Annotated in this window: 21 protein-coding genes and 2 pseudogenes; 11 read left to right on the top strand and 12 right to left on the bottom strand. The window is 46.7% G+C overall.

Features of this window, described 5'->3' with window-relative positions; translation table 11 throughout:
• The 4 genes from ABUA34_RS10160 to ABUA34_RS10145 form a co-directional block, all read left to right on the top strand.
• The coding region (locus ABUA34_RS10160) for a 4-alpha-glucanotransferase (protein ID WP_349823253.1) at positions 1–371 on the top strand (371 nt) is incomplete at its 5' end.
• 60 nt (positions 372–431) lie between these two features.
• Positions 432–1,172: a lysophospholipid acyltransferase family protein gene (locus ABUA34_RS10155; RefSeq protein ID WP_117874368.1), complete on the top strand. Its 741-nt coding sequence runs from the start codon at positions 432–434 to the stop codon at positions 1,170–1,172.
• 70 nt (positions 1,173–1,242) lie between these two features.
• Entirely contained in the window at positions 1,243–1,806 is a 564-nt protein-coding gene (locus ABUA34_RS10150) for a hypothetical protein (protein WP_015534491.1), read from the top strand.
• Between the two features lie 23 nt (positions 1,807–1,829).
• Entirely contained in the window at positions 1,830–2,612 is a 783-nt protein-coding gene (locus ABUA34_RS10145; RefSeq protein WP_349823252.1) for a CPBP family intramembrane glutamic endopeptidase, read from the top strand.
• Here the strand turns inward: ABUA34_RS10145 and ABUA34_RS10140 are convergent.
• The 11 genes from ABUA34_RS10140 to ABUA34_RS10090 form a co-directional block, all read right to left on the bottom strand.
• Positions 2,595–3,212 (bottom strand): class I SAM-dependent methyltransferase, encoded by a 618-nt coding sequence (locus ABUA34_RS10140; RefSeq protein ID WP_015534489.1) that lies wholly within the window; start codon positions 3,210–3,212, stop codon positions 2,595–2,597. The genes ABUA34_RS10145 and ABUA34_RS10140 overlap by 18 nt on opposite strands.
• A 10-nt stretch (positions 3,213–3,222) precedes the next feature.
• Positions 3,223–3,645 carry a YwiB family protein gene (locus ABUA34_RS10135; RefSeq protein WP_015534488.1) on the bottom strand — a complete coding sequence of 141 codons (423 nt, stop codon included), beginning with the start codon at positions 3,643–3,645 and terminating at the stop codon, positions 3,223–3,225.
• Positions 3,646–3,676: 31 nt separating this feature from the next.
• Complete coding sequence (locus ABUA34_RS10130; protein ID WP_022217335.1) at positions 3,677–4,729, bottom strand: D-alanine--D-alanine ligase family protein; 1,053 nt, start codon at positions 4,727–4,729, stop codon at positions 3,677–3,679.
• An 87-nt stretch (positions 4,730–4,816) separates the two neighbouring features.
• On the bottom strand, positions 4,817–5,347 hold the full coding sequence (locus ABUA34_RS10125; protein ID WP_238051636.1) for a hypothetical protein: 531 nt from the start codon (positions 5,345–5,347) through the stop codon (positions 4,817–4,819).
• Positions 5,340–6,728, bottom strand: a complete 1,389-nt coding sequence (locus ABUA34_RS10120) for a hypothetical protein (protein ID WP_349823251.1) — start codon at positions 6,726–6,728, stop codon at positions 5,340–5,342. The genes ABUA34_RS10125 and ABUA34_RS10120 overlap by 8 nt, the downstream gene beginning before the upstream one ends.
• Before the next feature lie 188 nt (positions 6,729–6,916).
• Complete coding sequence (locus ABUA34_RS10115; protein WP_349823250.1) at positions 6,917–8,407, bottom strand: spore germination protein; 1,491 nt, start codon at positions 8,405–8,407, stop codon at positions 6,917–6,919.
• Between the two features lie 151 nt (positions 8,408–8,558).
• The gene (locus ABUA34_RS10110; protein ID WP_349823249.1) at positions 8,559–9,230 is read right to left on the bottom strand and encodes a GntR family transcriptional regulator; all 672 of its coding nucleotides are present in this window, start codon (positions 9,228–9,230) and stop codon (positions 8,559–8,561) included.
• A complete protein-coding gene (gene ispE, locus ABUA34_RS10105) occupies positions 9,230–10,111 on the bottom strand; it encodes a 4-(cytidine 5'-diphospho)-2-C-methyl-D-erythritol kinase (RefSeq protein ID WP_022217339.1) in 882 nt (293 codons plus the stop codon). Before ispE ends, ABUA34_RS10110 begins: the two co-directional genes overlap by 1 nt.
• A gap of 47 nt (positions 10,112–10,158) precedes the next feature.
• Positions 10,159–10,722 (bottom strand): flavin reductase family protein, encoded by a 564-nt coding sequence (locus ABUA34_RS10100; protein WP_015534482.1) that lies wholly within the window; start codon positions 10,720–10,722, stop codon positions 10,159–10,161.
• A gap of 283 nt (positions 10,723–11,005) precedes the next feature.
• Positions 11,006–11,482, bottom strand: a complete 477-nt coding sequence (locus ABUA34_RS10095; protein ID WP_349823248.1) for a DUF4358 domain-containing protein — start codon at positions 11,480–11,482, stop codon at positions 11,006–11,008.
• A 15-nt stretch (positions 11,483–11,497) separates the two neighbouring features.
• Positions 11,498–12,475 (bottom strand): SGNH/GDSL hydrolase family protein, encoded by a 978-nt coding sequence (locus ABUA34_RS10090; protein WP_349823247.1) that lies wholly within the window; start codon positions 12,473–12,475, stop codon positions 11,498–11,500.
• A gap of 218 nt (positions 12,476–12,693) precedes the next feature.
• On the opposite strand from ABUA34_RS10090, the gene ABUA34_RS10085 reads away from it, so the two are divergent.
• The 6 genes and pseudogenes from ABUA34_RS10085 to ABUA34_RS10060 all read left to right on the top strand — a co-directional run bounded on the left by ABUA34_RS10085 (position 12,694) and on the right by ABUA34_RS10060 (position 19,332).
• Positions 12,694–13,698: an aldose 1-epimerase gene (locus ABUA34_RS10085; RefSeq protein WP_015534480.1), complete on the top strand. Its 1,005-nt coding sequence runs from the start codon at positions 12,694–12,696 to the stop codon at positions 13,696–13,698.
• 134 nt (positions 13,699–13,832) lie between these two features.
• On the top strand, positions 13,833–16,034 hold the full coding sequence (locus ABUA34_RS10080) for an InlB B-repeat-containing protein (protein ID WP_349823246.1): 2,202 nt from the start codon (positions 13,833–13,835) through the stop codon (positions 16,032–16,034).
• Positions 16,035–16,311: 277 nt separating this feature from the next.
• A complete protein-coding gene (locus tag ABUA34_RS10075) occupies positions 16,312–17,022 on the top strand; it encodes a substrate-binding domain-containing protein (RefSeq protein WP_349823245.1) in 711 nt (236 codons plus the stop codon).
• A gap of 62 nt (positions 17,023–17,084) precedes the next feature.
• Positions 17,085–17,804 carry an ABC transporter permease family protein gene (locus ABUA34_RS10070; protein ID WP_349823244.1) on the top strand — a complete coding sequence of 240 codons (720 nt, stop codon included), beginning with the start codon at positions 17,085–17,087 and terminating at the stop codon, positions 17,802–17,804.
• 1 nt (position 17,805) lies between these two features.
• Positions 17,806–18,366, top strand: a pseudogene (locus tag ABUA34_RS10065) (sulfate/molybdate ABC transporter ATP-binding protein); the annotation flags it as partial.
• A gap of 12 nt (positions 18,367–18,378) precedes the next feature.
• Positions 18,379–19,332 carry a LacI family DNA-binding transcriptional regulator gene (locus tag ABUA34_RS10060; protein ID WP_172682084.1) on the top strand — a complete coding sequence of 318 codons (954 nt, stop codon included), beginning with the start codon at positions 18,379–18,381 and terminating at the stop codon, positions 19,330–19,332.
• A gap of 93 nt (positions 19,333–19,425) precedes the next feature.
• Here ABUA34_RS10060 and ABUA34_RS10055 read toward each other — a convergent pair whose 3' ends face one another.
• Positions 19,426–20,058 (bottom strand): hypothetical protein, encoded by a 633-nt coding sequence (locus ABUA34_RS10055; protein ID WP_015534475.1) that lies wholly within the window; start codon positions 20,056–20,058, stop codon positions 19,426–19,428.
• A gap of 270 nt (positions 20,059–20,328) precedes the next feature.
• On the opposite strand from ABUA34_RS10055, the pseudogene ABUA34_RS10050 reads away from it, so the two are divergent.
• A pseudogene (locus ABUA34_RS10050) lies at positions 20,329–20,988 on the top strand (glycosyl transferase); the annotation flags it as partial.

Genomic DNA, 20,988 nt, shown 5'->3' with positions numbered 1-20,988 from the left:
CACCTAATTGTGTATGCTATACAGGAACACACGACAACGACACCACCCTTGGATGGTATACGCAGGCTTATGAGGCTTCAAAGGATAAGCTCAGAAGATACTACAGCACTGATGCAAGTGATATCTGTTGGGTTATGATAAGAGCATGCTTCTCTTCTGTTGCCAACATGGCCATCGTTCCTATGCAGGACGTGCTAAAGCTCGACTCATGGGCACGTATGAACACGCCAGGCGTTGGAGAGGGCAACTGGGCATGGAGATTCAAAGCCTCAGACCTGGGCAAGCAGTTGTCAGACAGGCTTCTTGAGACATCAAAGCTCTATGGAAGATATACTCCAATACCGGAGAAGAAGGATTCTGAGGAGAAGTAATCATACGACGAGTCAAATCAATGCTGGAACATTTAAAATAGCATAAGGAGAATTATAATATTGAGAACAATATTTGCATATTTATTTGCCTTTCTGGGCATCATCCTGTGTACTCCGTATCACCTGTATCTGTACCTTCTGGCTAAGAAGGATCAGGAAAAGGCGTACCGCCATGCCCAGAAGCTGGTCAAAGGCTTCTTTGGAATAGTCATGTTCATATGCGGTGCCAAGTGCACTGTCATAGGTCTGGAACGGGTGCCCAAAGATCAGCCTATTCTGTTTGTCGGCAACCACAGAAGCTTCTTCGATATACTGTGCTGTCACAACGCACTGGACAGGCCTCTGGGATTTATGTCCAAGGACGGAATCCTGAAGGTTCCTATCCTTCCATGGTATATGAAGGACATAGGATGTACATTCCTTGACAGGTCCGACCTGAAGAAGGGACTGGAGACTATCATGCAGTCGGCTGATATCGTAAAATCCGGACATTCCATGATGGTATTTCCTGAAGGACACAGAAATGACGGCGAAGAACTTCTTCCTTTCAAGGACGGAGCATACAAGATCGCACAGAAGGCCGGATGTCCTATCGTACCTGTATCCATATGCGGAACAGACAATATCATGGAGGCCAACAAGCACAACTTTATCAGAAGTCACAAGGTGGTCATCGAATTTCTTGACCCTATCGACATAAATGGCTTGAAGCCAAAGGAGCGCAAGGAGGTTCTTGAAACCATTCCGGCACTCATTCAGAAAGCAAGGGTTAAGAATCTTCCCCTTGCAACAAAAAAGTGATCAGACTATAATAATCTGATCACGACAAGACAAAACACCAATAACTAAATATAATCAGGAGGAACTAAACATGGCATGGTGGGTATGGTTGATAATAGTTGCAGTTATACTTATCGGAGGTCTTATTGCATTATACATAGTGGGCAATAAGCTTCAGAAAAAGCAGTCTGCACAGAAGGAAATGATGAAGGAACAGGCACAGCCTGTGACGATGCTTGTCATCGACAAGAAGATGCTCCCTATGAAGGATGCCGGATTGCCTAAGATGGTAATGGAACAGACACCAAAGCGTTACCAGAAGGCCAAGATGCCTATAGTAAAGGCCAAGATCGGACCTCAGATCATGAATCTTATCTGTGATGACGGTATATATGATCAGATGCCTGTCCGCGGAGAGGTAAAGGCTATGGTCAGCGGTATCTATATCATGAGCGTCAAGAATGTTCGTGGTAAGATCGAGGAGAAGAAGGGCAAGAAGACCTTTGGTGAGAAGCTTCGTGCAAAGCAGAGAAAGTATCAGGATATGTACGATAAGGATGTAGCCGAGTCAAAGCTCAGCAAGGAGCAGAAGGCCGCAGCCAAGGCTAAGGCCAAGGAAGAAAAAGAGAGAGCTAAAAAGATCCAGAAGATGTAACAGCTTGAAAGGAGATTCCCAATATGAAGAAATGTCATATTAACCTCCGCGAACTTGGAATAGCTTTACTCGCACCGATATGCATAACTTTTGTCCATGGGCTTATTCCATCATCTCTGGTATCATGTGTTATAATAATTATTCTCTGCGGATGTATACACCATGTATATCCTTGGGTATTCACCACAGGAGATAACCGTAACAATAAAAACAGAACAGGAACGAGATCACTCTCATTCCTGTTCTGTTTTTGTATTTTTATACTTATTGTCATAACAGGCCTCAGCCTGCAGTTCTTTTCGACCGGAATACTGAACGCCATTGAGCTCCATCGTCCAGAGCTTCTCGGCAGTTACAGAGACATGGTTCGTTCATCATTCTCTCTAAACAACGGTATCTTCAGAGTTACAACAGTCATGCTGCTTGCACCGGTCTGTGAGGAGCTTGTGTTCAGAGGGATCTCTCTGAGTTCTTCCAGACGTGCATTTACATGCAGACATTCAGATGCCATCGCCATCCTGCTGTCAGCGCTGCTGTTCGCCCTTTATCACGGCAATTTAGTCCAGTTCTGCTACGCCCTTCCCATGGGAATCCTTCTCGCGCTGCTCGCCACATGGACGTCTTCCCTGCTGCCATCGATCCTTCTTCACATAACGATCAACGTATCTTCTTATTTCACCGGGATGCTGCCATTTGCACTGCCACATACAGGCTGTATACTTGCAACTGGTATCACGTCAACCGCAGGTTTCATCGCCCTATATCTGCTGCTGCGCCGAAGTGGCAAATCACACAAAGTATCTTGACATGTGATACACATACACTTTTTCATCGGGATCCTCTTCGTATCCTGACAACTTGATGATATTCTTCAACACAAAATACCTGCTGTCCCTCATGACTCTCTGATATTCAAATGTCGGGTAGTACAGCATCAGATATATATTTCTCGGTGCCCTGCGCACGGAATCTATTATATTGTCTATGACCTTCTTGAACACCTCCGGGGAAAATGGATTGAAGAAATAGAAATAATTATCTTCATCTGCAACCTCATACTCCTGCGCCGGAATGTTATAGAAGTTCATCCTGTCTTCCTGATCATAAAATCTGCTCTGATAACCCGCGGCATTTTCCAGAAGCTTCTCGTATATGTCAGCATCTGCCTCTATACCCGTGGCGCGGCAGTAATGCCTTGAGTTGCCATAAAACAACACACGCCCCAGTCCGCAGCCAAAATCAACAAGTGTATCCTCCGGCTCCATGGACACGGCATTGAACAGGGTCACAAGATCCCTGTAGTAAGTCGCCTGATATATATTATTCTCCTCGGTGGGCTGCTCCGCACCTATACACAGCGTCGTATCTATAGACAAAAAATCATCAAACGCCTTCTCGTCATCCATATAGCTATCCTCACTCCACGGTTATCCTGAGTACGTTAAACGATACACATTCATTGCCATAATCCATCACATACACCACGACCAGACCAAGCCCCTTTTCCGTCTCCACGAGCTGATAGCCTTCAGTGAGTATGCTTATATTCATCATACCAACCGGAGTAGAATAAAATGCCTCTCTGGTCTCTCCCGATCTGAACGACATGGCAGCACTGACTTCGCCCTTCTTTGTCAGGTCAAGTCCTAATTTGTCAAACTTCAGCAGATTTCTCGCCGGTTTCTCAAGATCCTCATAATACTCATCGTATTTCAGGTAAAATACCCCGTCCTTCTCATGAAGGCTTCCCCTGGTAACAAGCTCTATGGGTTCAACGTTGTTCTCTTCCCTGCTCGTCCTCTGCTCTCCAACTACTGTCACTGTAACATTCTTTACCATATAAACTTCCAATCTATGTAATTTTATAAAATTATCTCTCTTTTGCCATCTCAATAAGAGTTGTGACGAGAGTCTTTATATCGTATCCCTGAGCATTCCACAGCATTGGATACATGCTTATTCCTGTAAATCCAGGAAGTGTGTTGATCTCATTGAATACAACTCTGTTTGTTCCATTCTCAAGGAAGAAATCCACTCTGGAGAGTCCGAAGCCGTCAAGTGCTTTGAATATCTTCACAGCGTCTTCCCTTATCTCGTTCTCTGCTTCCTTAGGGATGTCGGCGCCGATAACCGTTCTCGACTCAGCATTGTTGTACTTTGCATCGAAATCGTAGAACTCAGCAGCGGCAAGTATCTCGCCAACTCCCGAAGCCTTGGTATTGTCCTTGTAACCGAGGACTCCGCACTCAAGCTCACGTCCAACTATCGTCTCCTCAACGAGGATCTTGTTGTCGTGCTTTACGGCCTCATTCAGCGCATACAGAAGGCTTGCTCTGTCAGTCGCCTTATTTACACCCTTTGATGATCCGGCCTTTGAAGGCTTTACAAATACAGGGTAATCAAGCTCAGCCTCAACTCTGTCCATAGCACTGTCTATGTCGCTGAAATCCTCTGCAAGCACAGGTACAAATCTCGCCTGTGAAACACCGATGTGATCAACGATTATCTTCGTATAGAATTTATCCATGGATGCTGCCGATGCCAGAACGCCACATCCAACATATGGAATATCTGCCATCTCGAACAATCCCTGTATAGTTCCATCCTCGCCATACATACCGTGAAGTACAGGGAATATGACGTCCACCTTCTGGCGCTCCACACCTGCATCGGAGAAAACTATAAGCTCTCTTCTGGTGTCCGGTGAGATCACTGCTGTGACCTTGCTGTCATACCAGCTTCCATCCGCTATACTCTCTATATTATCTGCCTTTAACCATCTTCCATCCTTGGTAATGCCAACCAATGTCATATTATACTTTTCAAGATCAACCCCCTTGGCAACTGTCTGTACCGATATACATGAAACCTCATGCTCTGATGATCTTCCTCCAAATATTACAACCAAATTTTCCTTAGCCATGACATGTGCTCCTTATACTTTAATCCGCGGTGCACCCGGGGCACACCACAGGTCAAAGTATAACACCTGGGAATCAACTTTTCAACGTCACTTATCCCCCAGATCTATACATAATGTCTCATACATTCCGGGCGGACAGTCCTCCCCGGAATCGCCAAAATACTCATAAGAAAATCCGGAGTTTGCATCGGCATCCACGCCCCACGCATTTGCCGCGCTCTGGGCAATGTCATTTATATCCTCCATCGCCATGACAAGATTGTGGCGCATCTGTATATAACTCAGATTCTCATTGTAGTCGTCCCCAAGCCACATGCCGATCTGCTTCATGACTGTGTTGCCCACATAGCTCTCAAGCTCATCTCTCTCATCCTCAGACTTCATATCGCCATCATAATCGACCTTAAGCCTTATGACCCTTCCACTGTCATCCAGTGAATTGTTGTACATGACCGCATCCGCCATTATCTCCCTCGACACCTTATCCTTATATTTCTTCACATAAGAAACCTGTCCAAATATCACACCGCCGACAATTCCTATGAGGACACCCAGTATGGCCGCCCTGAACATTCTCCACATAAACAATACCTCCTGATCATCTAAGTCTCTATTCACCTATCCCATCTCTCGCGTATGTCGCCAGACACTGGCCTTCATAGTGTGTCTTAAGATATTCATTTGTATTGTTATCCCCGGATTTCTCCAGTATATTCTGTTCTATCACCACAGTCACATAGCTTGTAGCAAATTCCTTCTCAAGTTCGGCTGCAGCCTCGTTCATTACCTGGGTATCCTCCGCTACTATATACTCCACATGACTCGTATCGAGGGACTTCGCATGACTCTCATTATAACTTCTGCAAGCATCGGCAAATGAACCGGCGTCCACCTGGTACACCCCCTCCTCGGTCAGGGAATCCTCATCGTCGTCCAGTCCTGTTACGACCAGACTGTATCTCAGCCCGCCGCCGGCAGGCTCCTCCGTGCTGCGCTCTATGATGACCGCATTCACATAGTCCACATCCTCCACCGGCTTGTATTCACACCCACTCAATATACACGCCGTCAATAACACCGCCGCCAGTCCGGCAGATTTTTTTACAGGCCATTTCCCGGCAAGTGATGCCGCCGGCAATATTATCGACAGGGGTACATCCACCAGAATAAGATATCCGGAGATGATCTTTATACGGTCCTGCTGTCCGGGCAGCATCCCGGCCCACAGGCATACGGCAAATGCAAGGACTGCCCACAATGTCTTCCACAGCCATCTGTGCCGAACACCCAGTCTGTCCACAGCGCCCCATCCACCTATGACGTTTGGAACCAGTGCCATCACACCGAACACGATGACAAGGTAACACACCAGCATGAGCGGCCTGAGCTTCACTCCGCCAGGCAGTTCCATGGCTCCCACTATATATAGTATATTTTTCTCCTTAGCCATGAGCGCACCCGTACCCAGTGTACATATCACAATTATCGAACAGATAATGCCTATTATGGTACTTGTGCCTACGGCTGCACACAACATTCCTCTTCGCCTCCGAATGACGTGTATATACACCAGCACCACCGTCTCCATAGCCGAGAATCCAAGAAAAAGCAGTCCTCCCCTAGCCATGACACGGCTTATGGTGAAATTCGCCCCGCCCTCGTCTCCTATCTCAGTCACAGTCTTAAGCACTGACAGATCAAGGTTACTCACAGAAGACAGAATGACCACAGCCCCCGCCGCGACAGCGAACCAGAACACGGACTCCGCAAACCTGACCATCCCCCTTGTGCCACGGCTACCCATATACAGACATGCAAGCAGCAAGGGGATTGAGATAGCAATTACCGTGTATCTTTTCAACATCAACTGCCTGGAACACTCGGCAAGGACAAACAGCAGCAAGCCCATCCTAACGGCAGTTCTCGCCCCATAAATCAATTCAATAGTCCTATTTTTGACTTTACCGCTTTCTCTGTTCCCTCTCTCATCAATCTTCATGTATACAATATATAGTGCTATCACGTAAGCAAAAGCCATGCATAGCGTCAAAAAAAGTGACAAAATCAGGCAATTTCTTCCAAAATATGAGGGTATTAATGTAGCTACAAAAGTTATCATCCCTGGCAAAACAAGCAAAGTCATCTTAAAAAAGGCAGGAAACGTCACATTATATTTATCATTCATATCTATTTTCTCTTTCTGACCAACCTGCGCCGCTCATCAGGATTGCTCCATTTAGGTCTGTTGATCATTTTCTTTATAGGCGCGCGGACAACAAAGTCCTTATATCCCTCGCCAGTGTATCCACAGGTCACGACAGGTGACATATACGGCACGCCAAAGCTGTCCAGGGATGCAAGATGAAACACGAGAACCAGCATCGCAAGGATAAATCCAAGTATCCCATAAAGTGCGCTGGTGATTATAATTACGAACTTAAGCAATCTGAAAACAGACGCAAACGCCTCATTCGGAATGGCAAATGAAGCTATAGCCGTGAGTGCCACAACTATCACAACCATGGTGCTGACTATCCCCGCCTCCACGGCTGACTGACCAACTATCAGACCGCCAACCACTCCTATCGTATTTCCAAGCTGGCTCGGCAGTCGTATCCCGGCCTCCCGGAGCAATTCAAACAAAAGCTCCATTATCAGCACTTCAACTACAACGGGGAACGATAGCTGGCTTCTCGCATCGGCTATCGCATACAGAAGCTTGTCGGGTATCAGCTCCCTGTGATAACAGGTGATCGCAATATAAAGTCCCGGCAGTCCCACCGCAATGAACGCTGCCACATACCTTATCATTCTGGCAAATGTCGCCACCGGCCATCTGTTATAATAATCGTCCGCCGTCTGAAACAGAGTGTTGATGGTGGCTGGAGCAATTATGACCTCAGGGGAATTGTCAAACACAACGACAACCCTGCCCTCCACCAGAGCCGCGGCCGCCTTGTCAGGTCTTGTGGTCGCCTGGTATATCGGAAATATCTCCTGCCATTTCTTCTCCATCAGATGTTCAGCCATACCGCTGTCAAACACCGCATCTATCTCATACTTATCGATGGTGTCCCTTATCTGCTGTACCAGCTCAGGCTCCGCTATATCTTCCATATAGAATATCCCGTACTCTGTTCTGGATCTGACGCCCATTGTCCCCTGTTCCAGCTTCAGATGTACGTCCTTGATCCTTCTCCTTATCAGAGCTGTGGATGTCCTAAAGTTCTCATTGAAGCTGTCCCTCGGCCCTCTCATTCCTCCCTCGGTGGAGCTTTCCTCTATACCTCTCACAGGGAAATGTTTCGATGACACTACTATTGCCTGATCGCTCCCGGATACAAATATGGCCGTATCCCCCCTGAGAACCGCCCTGACAACGTTGTCCATGTCACTTTCCTGGGTATAATCCGCCGTCTGACCCTCGCAGGAGATTATATGCTCCCACAGATCTGCCGTGTCTTTATTCCGCCATTCCCAGGTTATTGGTTTTATTAATGTGTTCTCAATCAACTCATGATCGCACAGTCCATCTATATACACCACGTATATTGCCGGATCATCTCCCCAGGCACAGCGATCCAGATCAAACCTTCGCTCCACGATATCGCTCCAGTTACCGAACATTGTCTCAATTTGTGTGATGTTTTCGTCTATTTTTTTACTGATTGAAGCCATCGTCCGCCGTAAACACCTCCAACATACCGTTTATCTTCTGTAATCTATCTTGTCCAACGGATGAGTTTTTATTCAGACATACACATAAAAAGGCGGAACACGTTTTCACGCATTCCGCCTCTTATACAGGTATTTATTATTATGCATATTGTTATTTCTGTGCTATGACAACATTTGCAATCACGATCTGTTCCTGATCGTATATATGTATACGGGTTATCTCCTTGGCTTTCTCTTCATCCCTGGCTATTATCGCATTCATGAGAGCCTCATGCTCCGCTATAAGCTTGTCGTGATAGCTGAAATCCTTTACATACTCCACGCGGTATCTGTACACCTGCTCACGAAGACTCTGGGACATGCTGATCAGTCTCGGATTGTTCGTCATGTCCATTATAGTATTGTGAAATGCAACATCCGCATCTACTATCTCCGGGATTATCTTGGAGCTTACCGCTTTCTTGAAGTCGGCATAGGACTGCTTCAACCGCTCTTTTCCCCCGTCGTCTATCCTCTTGCAGGCAAGCCCTGCCGCAAGATCCTCAAGCGCCATCCTAATCTCAAGCGCATCGCTCAGATCCTTTGCCGTTATCCTGGCAACCTCTGCTCCCCTTCTCGGAATCATGACCACAAGCCCTTCAAGTTCAAGCATTCTCATGGCCTCCCTGACAGGTGTACGGCTTACGCCAAGCCTCTTCGCAAGAGTGACCTCCATAAGTCTCTCCCCCGGCTCAAACTCACCGTGAACTATAGCATTCCTCAAAGTCTTAAACACTACCTCTCGAAGAGGCAGGTACTCATCCATATTCAATCTAAGATCCATCACATACCTCTTCTTATGTTATACGGGCTGACGGCATACGCAGCCTGTATCTCGTCCTTTTCACGCAGCATATCTACTACTCTTTGTGCCAGTTCTTTATCCCTGTTGTCATATATTCCGAACACTGTCGGCCCACTGCCACTCATGAGCACTCCCATGGAGTCGTTCTCCGCTATGAGCTTCTTGACTGAATCTATCACAGGATTTGCAGGTATCGTAACCGTCTCGAGCACATTTGCCATTCTGTCTGTTATTCCCTTCAGATCTCCGGTCTTGAGTGCATCCGCCATGCCATCGATATCTGGATGCTCCTCCAGCAGATCCACCTTCAGGTTCTGGTATACCCATTTTGTGGACACTCCGATCGCCGGCTTCGCTATGACGATCAGGCAGTCCGGCATAGGTGGAAGTGGTGTAAGGATCTCTCCTATTCCCTCCGAGAGTGCCGTACCCTGCATGATACAGTAAGGCACATCTGCGCCGAGCTTCACTCCATGTTCCATGAGCTGTTCATCGGAAAGGTTCAGTCCAAACAGCATATTCATCGCCTTGAGGGCTGCCGCTGCATCAGCGCTTCCCCCTGCCATTCCGGCTGCAACCGGTATGTGTTTATCCACGGTTACATGAACACCCTTGTCTATTCCATATATATCCTTCATCATCCGGCACGCCTTGTATATGATGTTATCCTTCACATCCGGCAGCTCCGACGAATCCGATGTTATAACGATCTCGTCTGTGGTGACATCGCAAAATGTCAGTTCATCCCACAGATCGACCGTCTGCATGATCATTTTCACCTCATGATATCCATCCTCGCGTCTCCTGACCACGTCGAGACCGAGGTTTATCTTTCCATATGCCTTTAATGATATTTCCATTTTCTCTCCTATCCGTGACATTTCCCCTGCAGCTTTTCAGCCTGCGATCACTTTTTTCTAACAGAATATCCAAATTTGCCGAGTTTGTCGCCAAGTGCAAAATACTCTCCATGTGAATATGCGACAAGTCCCGTGCTGTTGAGGTTGAATTTGCCGGTCTTATCCATGTATTCATCACTTATCTGGACTCCGACCACCTCAGCGATAAACATGTGGTGGGATCCAAGCTCAACTACCTGCTTTACCTTGCACTCTACGTTCACCGGACTCTCCTCTATAGCCGGGCATGACACATTCACGCCGTCACATGCATGGAGGTTCATCTCCTTGAATTTATCCACGTCTCTTCCTGACTTCACACCACAATAATCAGTTGCAAATGCCAGTTTCTCGGTGACGAGATTTATGGTAAATTCTCCTGTCTCCTTGATTATGTCGTAGGAATATCTCTCCGGACGCACCGATATGGACACCATTGCAGGATCGCTGCATATGGTACCGGCCCACGCTATCGTCACTATGTTTGGCTTCTCTCCCGGTCTCTGGCAGCTCACCATAACTGCCGGAACCGGATACAACATATTTCCTGGTTTCCAATTCTGTTTTGCCATGTCTATACCTCTTTCTCTATTGACCTTCAACTCATTTTCAGCCACTTTCAGTCACTGTGGCGCAACGCACCACAGTGCTGATATCTCAAGCTGTCAATTGTTCGTATTTTGTATATTGTATACATTATACATAATAATACATGCCAGTGCATAAAATTACAACCGCATACAGCGCTCTTTATTTATCTTATTTTGTTGACAGCGGATTTATTACTATAATATGAATGATCTGTCCCGGTGTTACACAAGGAAATGCAGACAAAAAAAATGATCACCTGGAAGATCATTCCAGATAATCACTTATTATTCCCTGTGCCGTTTCGCTGTCATCGGACACCATGTATACCACAAATGTATCATGCACATACAGAACCGCATCATCAAGTCTGGCGGCCTCCGACGATTTGTAATCAAGGTACATCCGCAACTGTGAGTCGCGTCTTTTCTTCATGTCCGCCAGTATGCCCTGGGCATCGACCGTTGACGACGCCTGAAATACTGCGAGCTCCTCGGCGGTGGCTCCCGTTGACATGTACACTGCACTGTCCTGCACCTGAACGCTGTCTATACCATAATATCTGAGCGCCGTCTCAGAGGAGATCTCCTCCACGGAATCCTCAAACTTCACGTTCTGCATGAGCATATCAGCCAGAGAGTGCACATCCGGCGTATCTGCCTCGTCGTCTCCATTTCCTGCGCATCCCGCAAGCGAACAGATCACCAGACAGCATGCAAGCAAATATATTATTCTTTTTATCATATGCCTCCGTCTCCACTATCTTCTGACATACACGTTCTTTCTGATGTAGTCCATCATCTTGAGACAATATTTCTTATTACAATGTTTTCCATCTATTCCCGCATCCTCCGGCAGAACACCATCCACAGACACGCTGTGAGCCACATCGAGATAGATCACCTGGTCGTAGCTGCCACACATCTCCTGCATGAGAGAATTGAGCTTGTCCACACCCGGGTTGTTATACACCTGGTCTTTTGATGAAAGCTCCGCCGATACAGGAAGTACTGACATCACATATACATTTGCCGCAGGCTGTAACTGGGAGATCTGATCCAGTAAAGTCTTGTAGGCCGACATGTACCGCTCGTTATACCACGAAAGCTCCTCAAGCCCAAATGAAATGTATATATTCTCATAGTTCTTCATGCCAAGCATCTCGACAACCGTACACTGTTCTCCTGAATCGCAGGTGAACATCTTGGTATTAGCGACCTTCTCTATGTCCAGATTCTTCGCCACACACATATCCCAGTTGTCTACACCGCTGTACAGTCCCAGCGCCTCGGCTCTGGAATCACCTATGAGCAGAGATGTCGAGAAATACTGGTCATCCGTGGCATTCGCCGGCATGTATATATTGCTGTCATATTTGTCCGCTCCCTTGCCGCTCACATCAGGGTTGGTGTAATTGACAAATTGTACATACTGACCATTTCGCTGATCCGGAATGGCCGCATCCTCCGCAGTTGCCAGATACTGCTGTGCAGCCTCCTCCGTGTCACTGTATGACATATCCTGACTGCTGCTCTCACTTATATCTGCCGATGTTCCACTCTCAGGCTGGAACTCCTCCTGGCCGTTCACATTCTTTTTCAGGTTGCCCTGTCCAAGCGCAAATATCATTATGACTGCGACGACCACTCCTATTCCGCTCTCGACGAGTTTCATTCTGCGGTGATGCCGCTGTCTGTATATCTTTTTTCTATAATCAGTGTTATTATTCTTAGTCACCTTCGACCTCCGAATTAACTAACTTTCATGTCTTTCGCAAAATATCCTATGATAGTATAGCAATTAATGATAAAATAATCAAGAACGCCGCGTTTTGTGAACCTCATTGTTGCCATACAATTTTTTCCGTGTTACTATTTCACATAGGAAAGTTCAATGTTTTTGTGGATTTCAGCATACAACTTAAACACAACATATTTATAGAAGAGGAGAACACGATGAACACTACAGCACGTACAATAGACTACAAGGGCGAGACTTGTATTGAACTTATATCAGGCGATTACCGTGCACTGATCGCACCATTTAACGGAAGCAACATTATGAAGATGGAGAACACAGCTCTGGATATTGATATATTCAGGAACGATCCTTCCCTGACTCCTGCACAGCTCAAAGCAGCAGCAGAGATCTACGGAATGCCTACCCTGTATCTCCCTAACAGACTGTCACACGGCAACTTAAGAACCTCCGATGCCATGTATCATTTCCCATGCAATGATCCTCTCGGCAACCATCTCCACGGTTTCCTTCATCTCAGAAACCACAGCATAGAGAGCGTGTCAGTGGATGGAGACAAGGCCATCGGCAAGACTTCATATGTATATGATGAGAAGGATGAGTTTTTCGCTACATACCCTGTGAGCTTCAGAGCAGACTTCACATTCACTCTTGCTCCGGACGGTATGCACTACGAGTTCACACTCACCAACCTCTCCGACAAGCAGATGCCATACGGCGTATGTAACCACGTTGCATTCAAGGGGCCTTTCACAAGCACAGGAAAGGGCGAGGATGTACGTCTCTGTGTACCTGTTGGAGACAAATGGGAGCTTGATGAGCACGCTATCCCTACAGAGAAGAACCTTCCTATAACAGATTACGATCTCCAGTACAAGAACGGAACCATGGTACCTGTTCTGAAGGACATCGACAACGATCTCTACACAGCGGAGATGAACGAGCTGGACGGCAAGCCTTTCTACGGAGTATACGCAACTGATGTTGCCACAGGCAAGAAGGTCTGCTATGAGGTTGACGACACAATGAAGTTCTGGATCATGTGGAACGATCACGGCGACAAGGGTTACTTCTGTCCTGAGCCAATGAGCTGGAATATTGACGCTCCAAATCTCTCAGGAGCACCGGAGATCACAGGCTACACAGAGCTTGCTCCAGGCGAGTCCAAGACAGTAAAAGAAAGAATATTCACAATGGCATAAAACATGACATTTTCTATGGAACGGTCTCCCGGCGGAGGCCGTTCTTTCATATTATTAATTTTTCCCCTGTCTCGTTGTTTTTCTCCCCCCAGTATAATAAAATTATTATAATACCATATGCAAGGAGGGATTCTATGAAAAAGATACTTAGATTTTTACTAGTTTTCGCAGCAATGTTCTGTATGACATGCTTCTCAGCATTTGCAGAAGATACCGACGATCCAGACACATACTATCTGGAGTTGGATGCAGCAGGAGGACAGTTATCGGGGGAGACTTCCACTGTGATAAGCAGCCCATCAGCAGAATTTACGACTGTTGACCTGTCAAAGTACAAGCCGGAGAAAGACGGCTTTACATTCACAGGATGGTACAACGACAAGACAAAGGTCACCAGCATTGACACATCATACTTCCAGTCTACAAACCGTATAAAGCTGACAGCGATGTACACCAAGGACAGCTTCTCCGGTTCAGGGCTCACCTTCACACTGAATGCAAATGGCGGCAAGCTCGGAGATGCGGACAGCGGAACATATGACTTTGATGTAGCAGGATCAGGATATGGCGTGGCACTGAACGACTACCCACCGACCCGTGAGGGCTATGAGTTCAAGGGCTGGAACACGAAGTCCGACGGATCAGGCAAGACCGTGAACATCATATACACCTCTTCCTTTGAGAAGGCGGCAGATAACGGATATGAGTATTCCGATACTGATGACTCATCGGCTAAAAGAAACCTGGTATTTTATGCGACGTGGAAATCAGACTCTGCTCCTACAGGCACCATCAGCATGGGCGATAAGAGCTGGAACGGTCTCCAGGATGTATCATCATTTGAGCAGTATTACAACAAGACCCAGAAGATTACCATCACCTGTGACAACAACTCCGACCCTTCCATCACAGTCGGCTACCTGATAAGCGACTCAGCTCTGTCATCGGACGATCTGGGTGCAGCAACATTTACCAAGTATAAGAAAGCATTTTCCATAAAGGACGAGGGCAAATATGTTGTATACGCAAAGCTTTCATCAGAGGACGGCAAAACAACATACTTATCCACAGATGGTTTCATCATCGACACACACGCGCCAAAGGTCACAGGAATCGCCGACGGAGAGACTTACTGCCTGTCAGCCGTGATGACCGTGAAGGAATCCCATCTGGCAAAGGTCACAGTGAACGGCGAGGAGAAACCCCTTGACGACGATCACTCACTTGCTCTGGAAGCCACAGATGGTGAGCAGACCATCATCGTATCCGACAAGGCGGGAAATGAAACCAAATTGACTGTAACAATAAACAAGAAACACACCGCAGAAACCGACGACGGTGACTGCACGACACCTCAGAAATGCCGCTACTGCGGTGAGATCGTCGTGGAGGGCAAGAGCAGCCACGACCTCGGCAACTGGACAAGTGATGGCAACGGCAAAACACACTCCCGCAAGTGCAAGAACAAGGGCTGTGGATATAAGGTCATCCAGGACTGCTCCGGCGGAACCGCAACCTGCCAGAAGAAGGCAGTGTGCTCTGTGTGCGGCAAGAGCTACGGCAAACTCAGCACAACGAACCACACAGACCTTAAGAAAACTGATTATGTAGCAGCAACCACCTCCAGCAAGGGCAATATAGAATACTGGTATTGCTCAGCCTGCAAGAAATATTTCAGCAACAAGGGCTGTACAAAGGAGATAAGCAAGGCTGACACAGTCATCGACAAGGCAGCACCCGAGATTATCGGCGGCAAGGGAAGCAAATGGAGCAAGGCCAGCAAGAACACTATCAAGTTCAGATCGAACGCTGAGTACGCTGACTTTGTCTGTGTCCTCATAGATGACAAGGAACTTGACCCTTCATATTACAACAAGAAAGAGGGAAGCATCATAATCGAGCTCAAGACGAGCTATCTTGAATCCCTCTCGGTCGGAAGCCACACCATAACCATCAGATCCAAGACCGGAGATGCTGTGACAACATTTACAGTGTCCAAGAAGGAGACTTCCACAACCACACAGACAACTACCAGAGCCACAACCGAGGCGACAACGGCAAGTACGACCAAAGTCACCACAGAGTATAGAAATACATTTACCCCTGTGACGACCGAGGCGACCACAACTGAGATATCCACGATAGAGCGTACCACAACCGAGACGACCACTGAGGTCACAACAGAAAAGAGCACACTCACCGTGGGCAGCTACGCTTCCACTGATAAGAGTAAGAGTAAGGTACATAACCTTCAGCTCATAATCCTTATAACAGTGCTTGCGACCATTCTAATCTCGTTTGTGATAATCATAATTTCAGGTATGAAGAAGAAATAATACCGAAAAGTTCAATAAGGCAGCACGTCAGGACAGCCTGACGTGCTATTTTTCTATGTTTTTCCATGTGACAACGTTTTCACTTAAAATAACGTTTTCATCTGTTTTTACCCACATCCCACACTCAATCCAGCCATATATAGTTTCATTTTTATGCATAGATTATGCATGTGACAACGTTTTCACTCTTTTCTTTTGATTTCCAGCATTTACAAGCATATATTGCATACATACCCGATATGAAAACGGGAAATTAAAGGAAGAGAGGAAGAAGATTATGAAGAAACAATTGGCAACATTACTCGCAGTCACAGCACTTGGAATTGGAGTTCTGTCAGGATGCGGTGTGAGCGCAGCATCTAACTCAACCGGCGGCTCATCTGACTCAGCGGGCGCTATTGAGATAACGAACGTATCCTACGACCCAACCAGAGAGCTATACGCAGCGTACAACGATTTATTTGCAAAGCACTGGAAAGAGGAAAAGGGACAAGACGTATCAGTTGTTCAGTCACACGGTGGTTCAGGAAAGCAGGCGCTTGAGGTGGCAAATGGACTTCAGGCCGATGTGCTTCTCGCATGGGAGAACGAGGCGTTCCTCTCACTGGATGAGCATCCTAGTGAGTACGAGATTGTGGTTCCTTCCGTATCTATACTGTGCCAGCCTACAGTCTCAGTAGTCGACGAGGTGGTTGACAAGAGAGGCACAAGGGATGTCGCAACCGAATATCTGAACTACCTATATTCCGACGAGGCACAGAAGCTTGAGGCAGAGTGGTACTACAGACCATCAGATCAGGATATCCTGAAGCAGTTCGAATATCAGGGACAGAGCAACACCATATCGGAGCTGCCACAGGACGGCAAATGGATCATAACAAATGTTGACCTCACAGACATATCACACTTCGGAGGCTGGACAGAGGCCAGCAAAAAGCATTTTGCGGACGGAGGGCTCTTTGACTCCATATACGAGGAAAAGAATTAATTTGATACGGCAGTCTTGCGGGGAAATACAGATAATACATACAGGAAAGGAATGACTGAGACATGACACATCAGCACACACACGCAAAAAAGAAAAGCAAAAGCATCATACCAGGATTCGGTTTGTCATTTGGAATAGTAATGGCAATCCTCGGAATTATAGTGGTGATCCCCCTGTGCTCTCTGGTGGTATTCTCAGCCAGACTGTCACTATCCGAATTCTGGCAGACCATCACCAGACCGAGAGTTCTGCCCAGCTACGCAGTGAAGTCAATACTTCTCACCTTGAAGGTCGTAGTCATCACGGTGGTGGTCAACACAATTTTCGGACTTTATGCCGCGTGGCTCATAACCAAATTCACCTTCCGGGGCAAAAAGATCATATCAACGCTCATCGATCTGCCGCTTACCATATCCCCGATCATCGCGGGCCTTATATTCGTACTTACATTTGGCAGGCAGAGCTTCCTGTATCCATACCTTGAAAAGCTCGGGATACAGATATTCTCACAGATCACACTCCCCCACATACGCTGGGCTCTGCTGTACGGAATTGTACTGTGCTCCGCAAGGGCCATGGGTGAATTTGGAGCTGTGTCAGTTCTCTCGGGACATCTCAGAGGACTCACCAACACCATGCCACTCTATATCGAACTGCTGTACCAGGCATTTGACTTCACAGGAGCCTTTGCCATGTCGTCCATACTGGTCATCATGGCAGTCATCATACTGATACTTAGAAACATACTTGAACACAGAGGAAATAAAGAGGGAGGTATATGATATGAATACACCTACAGATACACATTCATACGTAGAGCTCAGAAACATCAATAAAACATTTGGAGATTACAGGGCATCCGATGATGTCAGCTTCTCCATTGAGAAAGGAAAGCTCATCGGACTTCTGGGTCCAAGTGGAAGCGGCAAGACCACTATCCTCCGCATACTTGCAGGACTCGAGACCGCGGACTCAGGGGACATATACATAGATGGCAAAAAAGTAAATGACATTCCCGCCAGCAAGAGGGAAATTGGCTTCGTATTCCAGAATTACGCGCTGTTCAGATACAAGACAGTGTATGACAATATCGCATTTGGAATGAAGATACAGAAATACCCAAAGTTAGAGATCCGCGACAGAGTAACGAAGCTGATAGAACTGGTTGGACTGAAGGGCCTTGAGAAACGATACCCAAGGCAGTTGTCGGGAGGCCAGCGTCAGAGGGTCGCATTTGCCAGAGCTCTTGCCACCCAGCCACAGCTCCTGCTTCTCGATGAGCCATTTGCCGCTATAGATGCAAAGGTCAGAAAGGAGCTCCGCGCATGGCTCAGGGATAAGATCTGGAACGCAGCTATGAAGCTCAACTACACGCCAAACCAGTCTGCCCGCCAGCTCAAGAATGGAAAAGGCGCGACGGTGGAGAAAACCTACTATATAAATGTGCTCATGACCAGAATGGACTCTGCCACGTCGGACCCATTCTTTACAGAACTGCTGCATGTCATAGAGAGTGAGATCCACAAGAACGGATGCATCCTGTCCAAGGTATGGTATCGGTCCATCTTCTCCGACGACAGGAGATGCAGGTATGAGAACGTGGATTCTGTAATCCGCAGGATGTGCGAGGAAGCGGATGGCCACAACGACGGACTTATTGTCATCGGAAAATGCAACCGCGCAGCCCTGAAGAAGCTCAGCCAGTGCTATCGCAGCACAGTGTATGTCAACAGGGATTCTGCAAACGGCGAGGTGGATGAGGTCATCTGCAACGGTAGCCAGATTGCCAGAACAGCGGTTGAATACCTCATATCTCTTGGACATGAGAATATCGGATATGTGGGAAACTGCAATAACGAGGCCCGCTACAAAGGATATCTTGAAACTCTTCACGATCATGGACTTGATATCGACACGGACTACGTCATCAACACAAAGCTCAGCGAGGTTGAAGGATTTGAGGCCATGGAACACTTCATGAAGTCCGACAAGAGCCCAACCGGAATATACTGTGCCAATGACATAACGGCCATAGGGATGCTGAAGTACCTTGCCAAATGCAAGAACAGGTATTACACTCCTTCCATCATATCCAGCGACGGTATCGAGGAAGCCCAGTACACAACTCCGATGCTGACCACCGTGGAGATATCCAAGACGGACATGGGGCACTTCGCCCTGCAGCTTCTAATGGACAGACTCAAGGGCGGTCACAAGGGAGTCACAAGAATTGAGCTCCAGTGCAAGCTCATCAAGAGAGATAGCTGCACACTGGCAGAAGACAGCAAATGGTGCGAATATTACATTTAATATCCGCACCATTTGTCGTCTGTTCATGTATCCATGTCCATATATTCAGTTTCTGTATTCAATATCTGTATCCAGCAATTATCCTTCTCGTGACTACTCTGTCGTATCATCTGTAGTCGTATCTCCCGTAGTCATAACTGTTCCGCCGAGATACCACTCTCCATCCTTCTCATAACAAATGATATCCATGTCCAGATCATACGGTGAAGTCTGACCCTGGAATGTCATCATTATCTTTCCGGTAACTGGAATGACATAACCCTTTGATATACCTGCTTCCTTCTGGGTCTTTCCATATACAGTGCTGCTGACTGCCGCCAGATCGCTGGACTCTGCCACATGCCCATCACCCATGGTATAGCTGACTGTATATTCTATATTATTTTCTTTATAAGTCTGGAACACAGTGACCAGATCCTTTGACGAATCGCTGTCTATGGTATCAGGATCCATAACACTCTCCACCTTGTCAAGATCCGCTTCCTCAAGGCCCTCCATGTAGGTCTTTATCAGATCCTCGCTCTCTGATTTTCCGGTCATATTTTTTCTGACAACTATGTATATCACCACTACTATCACTGCTAACACGATCGCACCAAGTGCTATAAACAGCTTCTTTTTGCCTTCTTTTCTGCTCTCCTCCATAAGCTGTATATCACGCTCGTCCAGCTCCATATCATCCATTCCGCTTCCGCCTACATAATTCTTAGTTTCATTTTTTCCCATAGTAAATAACTCCTATACTGTTTTGATATTACACAGTATAACACAGCATAAGCATCAATTAATTACTCAAATACAGGAATTAATACATTTAGTAATTGTGCAATTTTCACTATAACTTTGTTGTGTTTTAAAGTCTTTTATTATATAATCAGAGTGTATGGCTGACTTTAAGGGAGAATTTAGCACAAGTCGATACAAAAGCGGCTTCAGGGGGGCTGGCATAGCCATCTGGAAGCCTTCACAAAACATTGGAAGGAAGGTATATGCTACATGAAATTTGGTTATTTTGATGATGCCAACAAGGAGTATGTCATCACATCTCCTAGAACTCCTTATCCTTGGATCAACTACCTTGGAACACAGGATTTCTTTTCACTGATCTCCAACACTGCAGGAGGTTACAGCTTCTACAAGGACGCTCGTCTTCGTAGAATCACAAGATATCGTTATAACAACGTGCCTATAGATATGGGCGGACGTTATTTCTATATCAACGACAATGGTACAATATGGAATCCGGGATGGTCACCGGTAAAGACAGAGCTTGACGAGTATCAGTGCCGTCATGGTATGGGATATACAATCATCACAGGTAAGAAGAATGACCTTAAGGCTGAGGTTACTTTCTTTGTTCCTCAGAACTACGCTGGAGAGGTTCAGCAGGTCGTTCTTACAAATGAAGGCTCAGAGGAGAAGACATTCTCATTCTTCTCATTTGAGGAGTGGTGTCTCTGGGATGCACAGGATGACTGCACCAACTTCCAGAGAAACTTCAGTACAGGTCGTGTAGAGGTTGTCGGATCAACTATCTACCACAAGACAGAGTACAGAGACAGACGTGACCACTTCGCATTCTACACAGTGAATGACGAGATCGATGGTTACGATACAGACAGAGATTCATTCATCGGACTTTACAATGGCTTCCAC

Source organism: Coprococcus sp. RTP21428st1_C9_RTP21428_210409 (assembly GCF_040227395.1).
In the GTDB taxonomy this organism is placed as follows: Bacteria; Bacillota; Clostridia; order Lachnospirales; family Lachnospiraceae; genus Coprococcus; species Coprococcus aceti.
The sequence above is the reverse complement of the archived record's forward strand: the minus strand, read 5'-3'. Positions and strand labels throughout refer to the sequence as shown.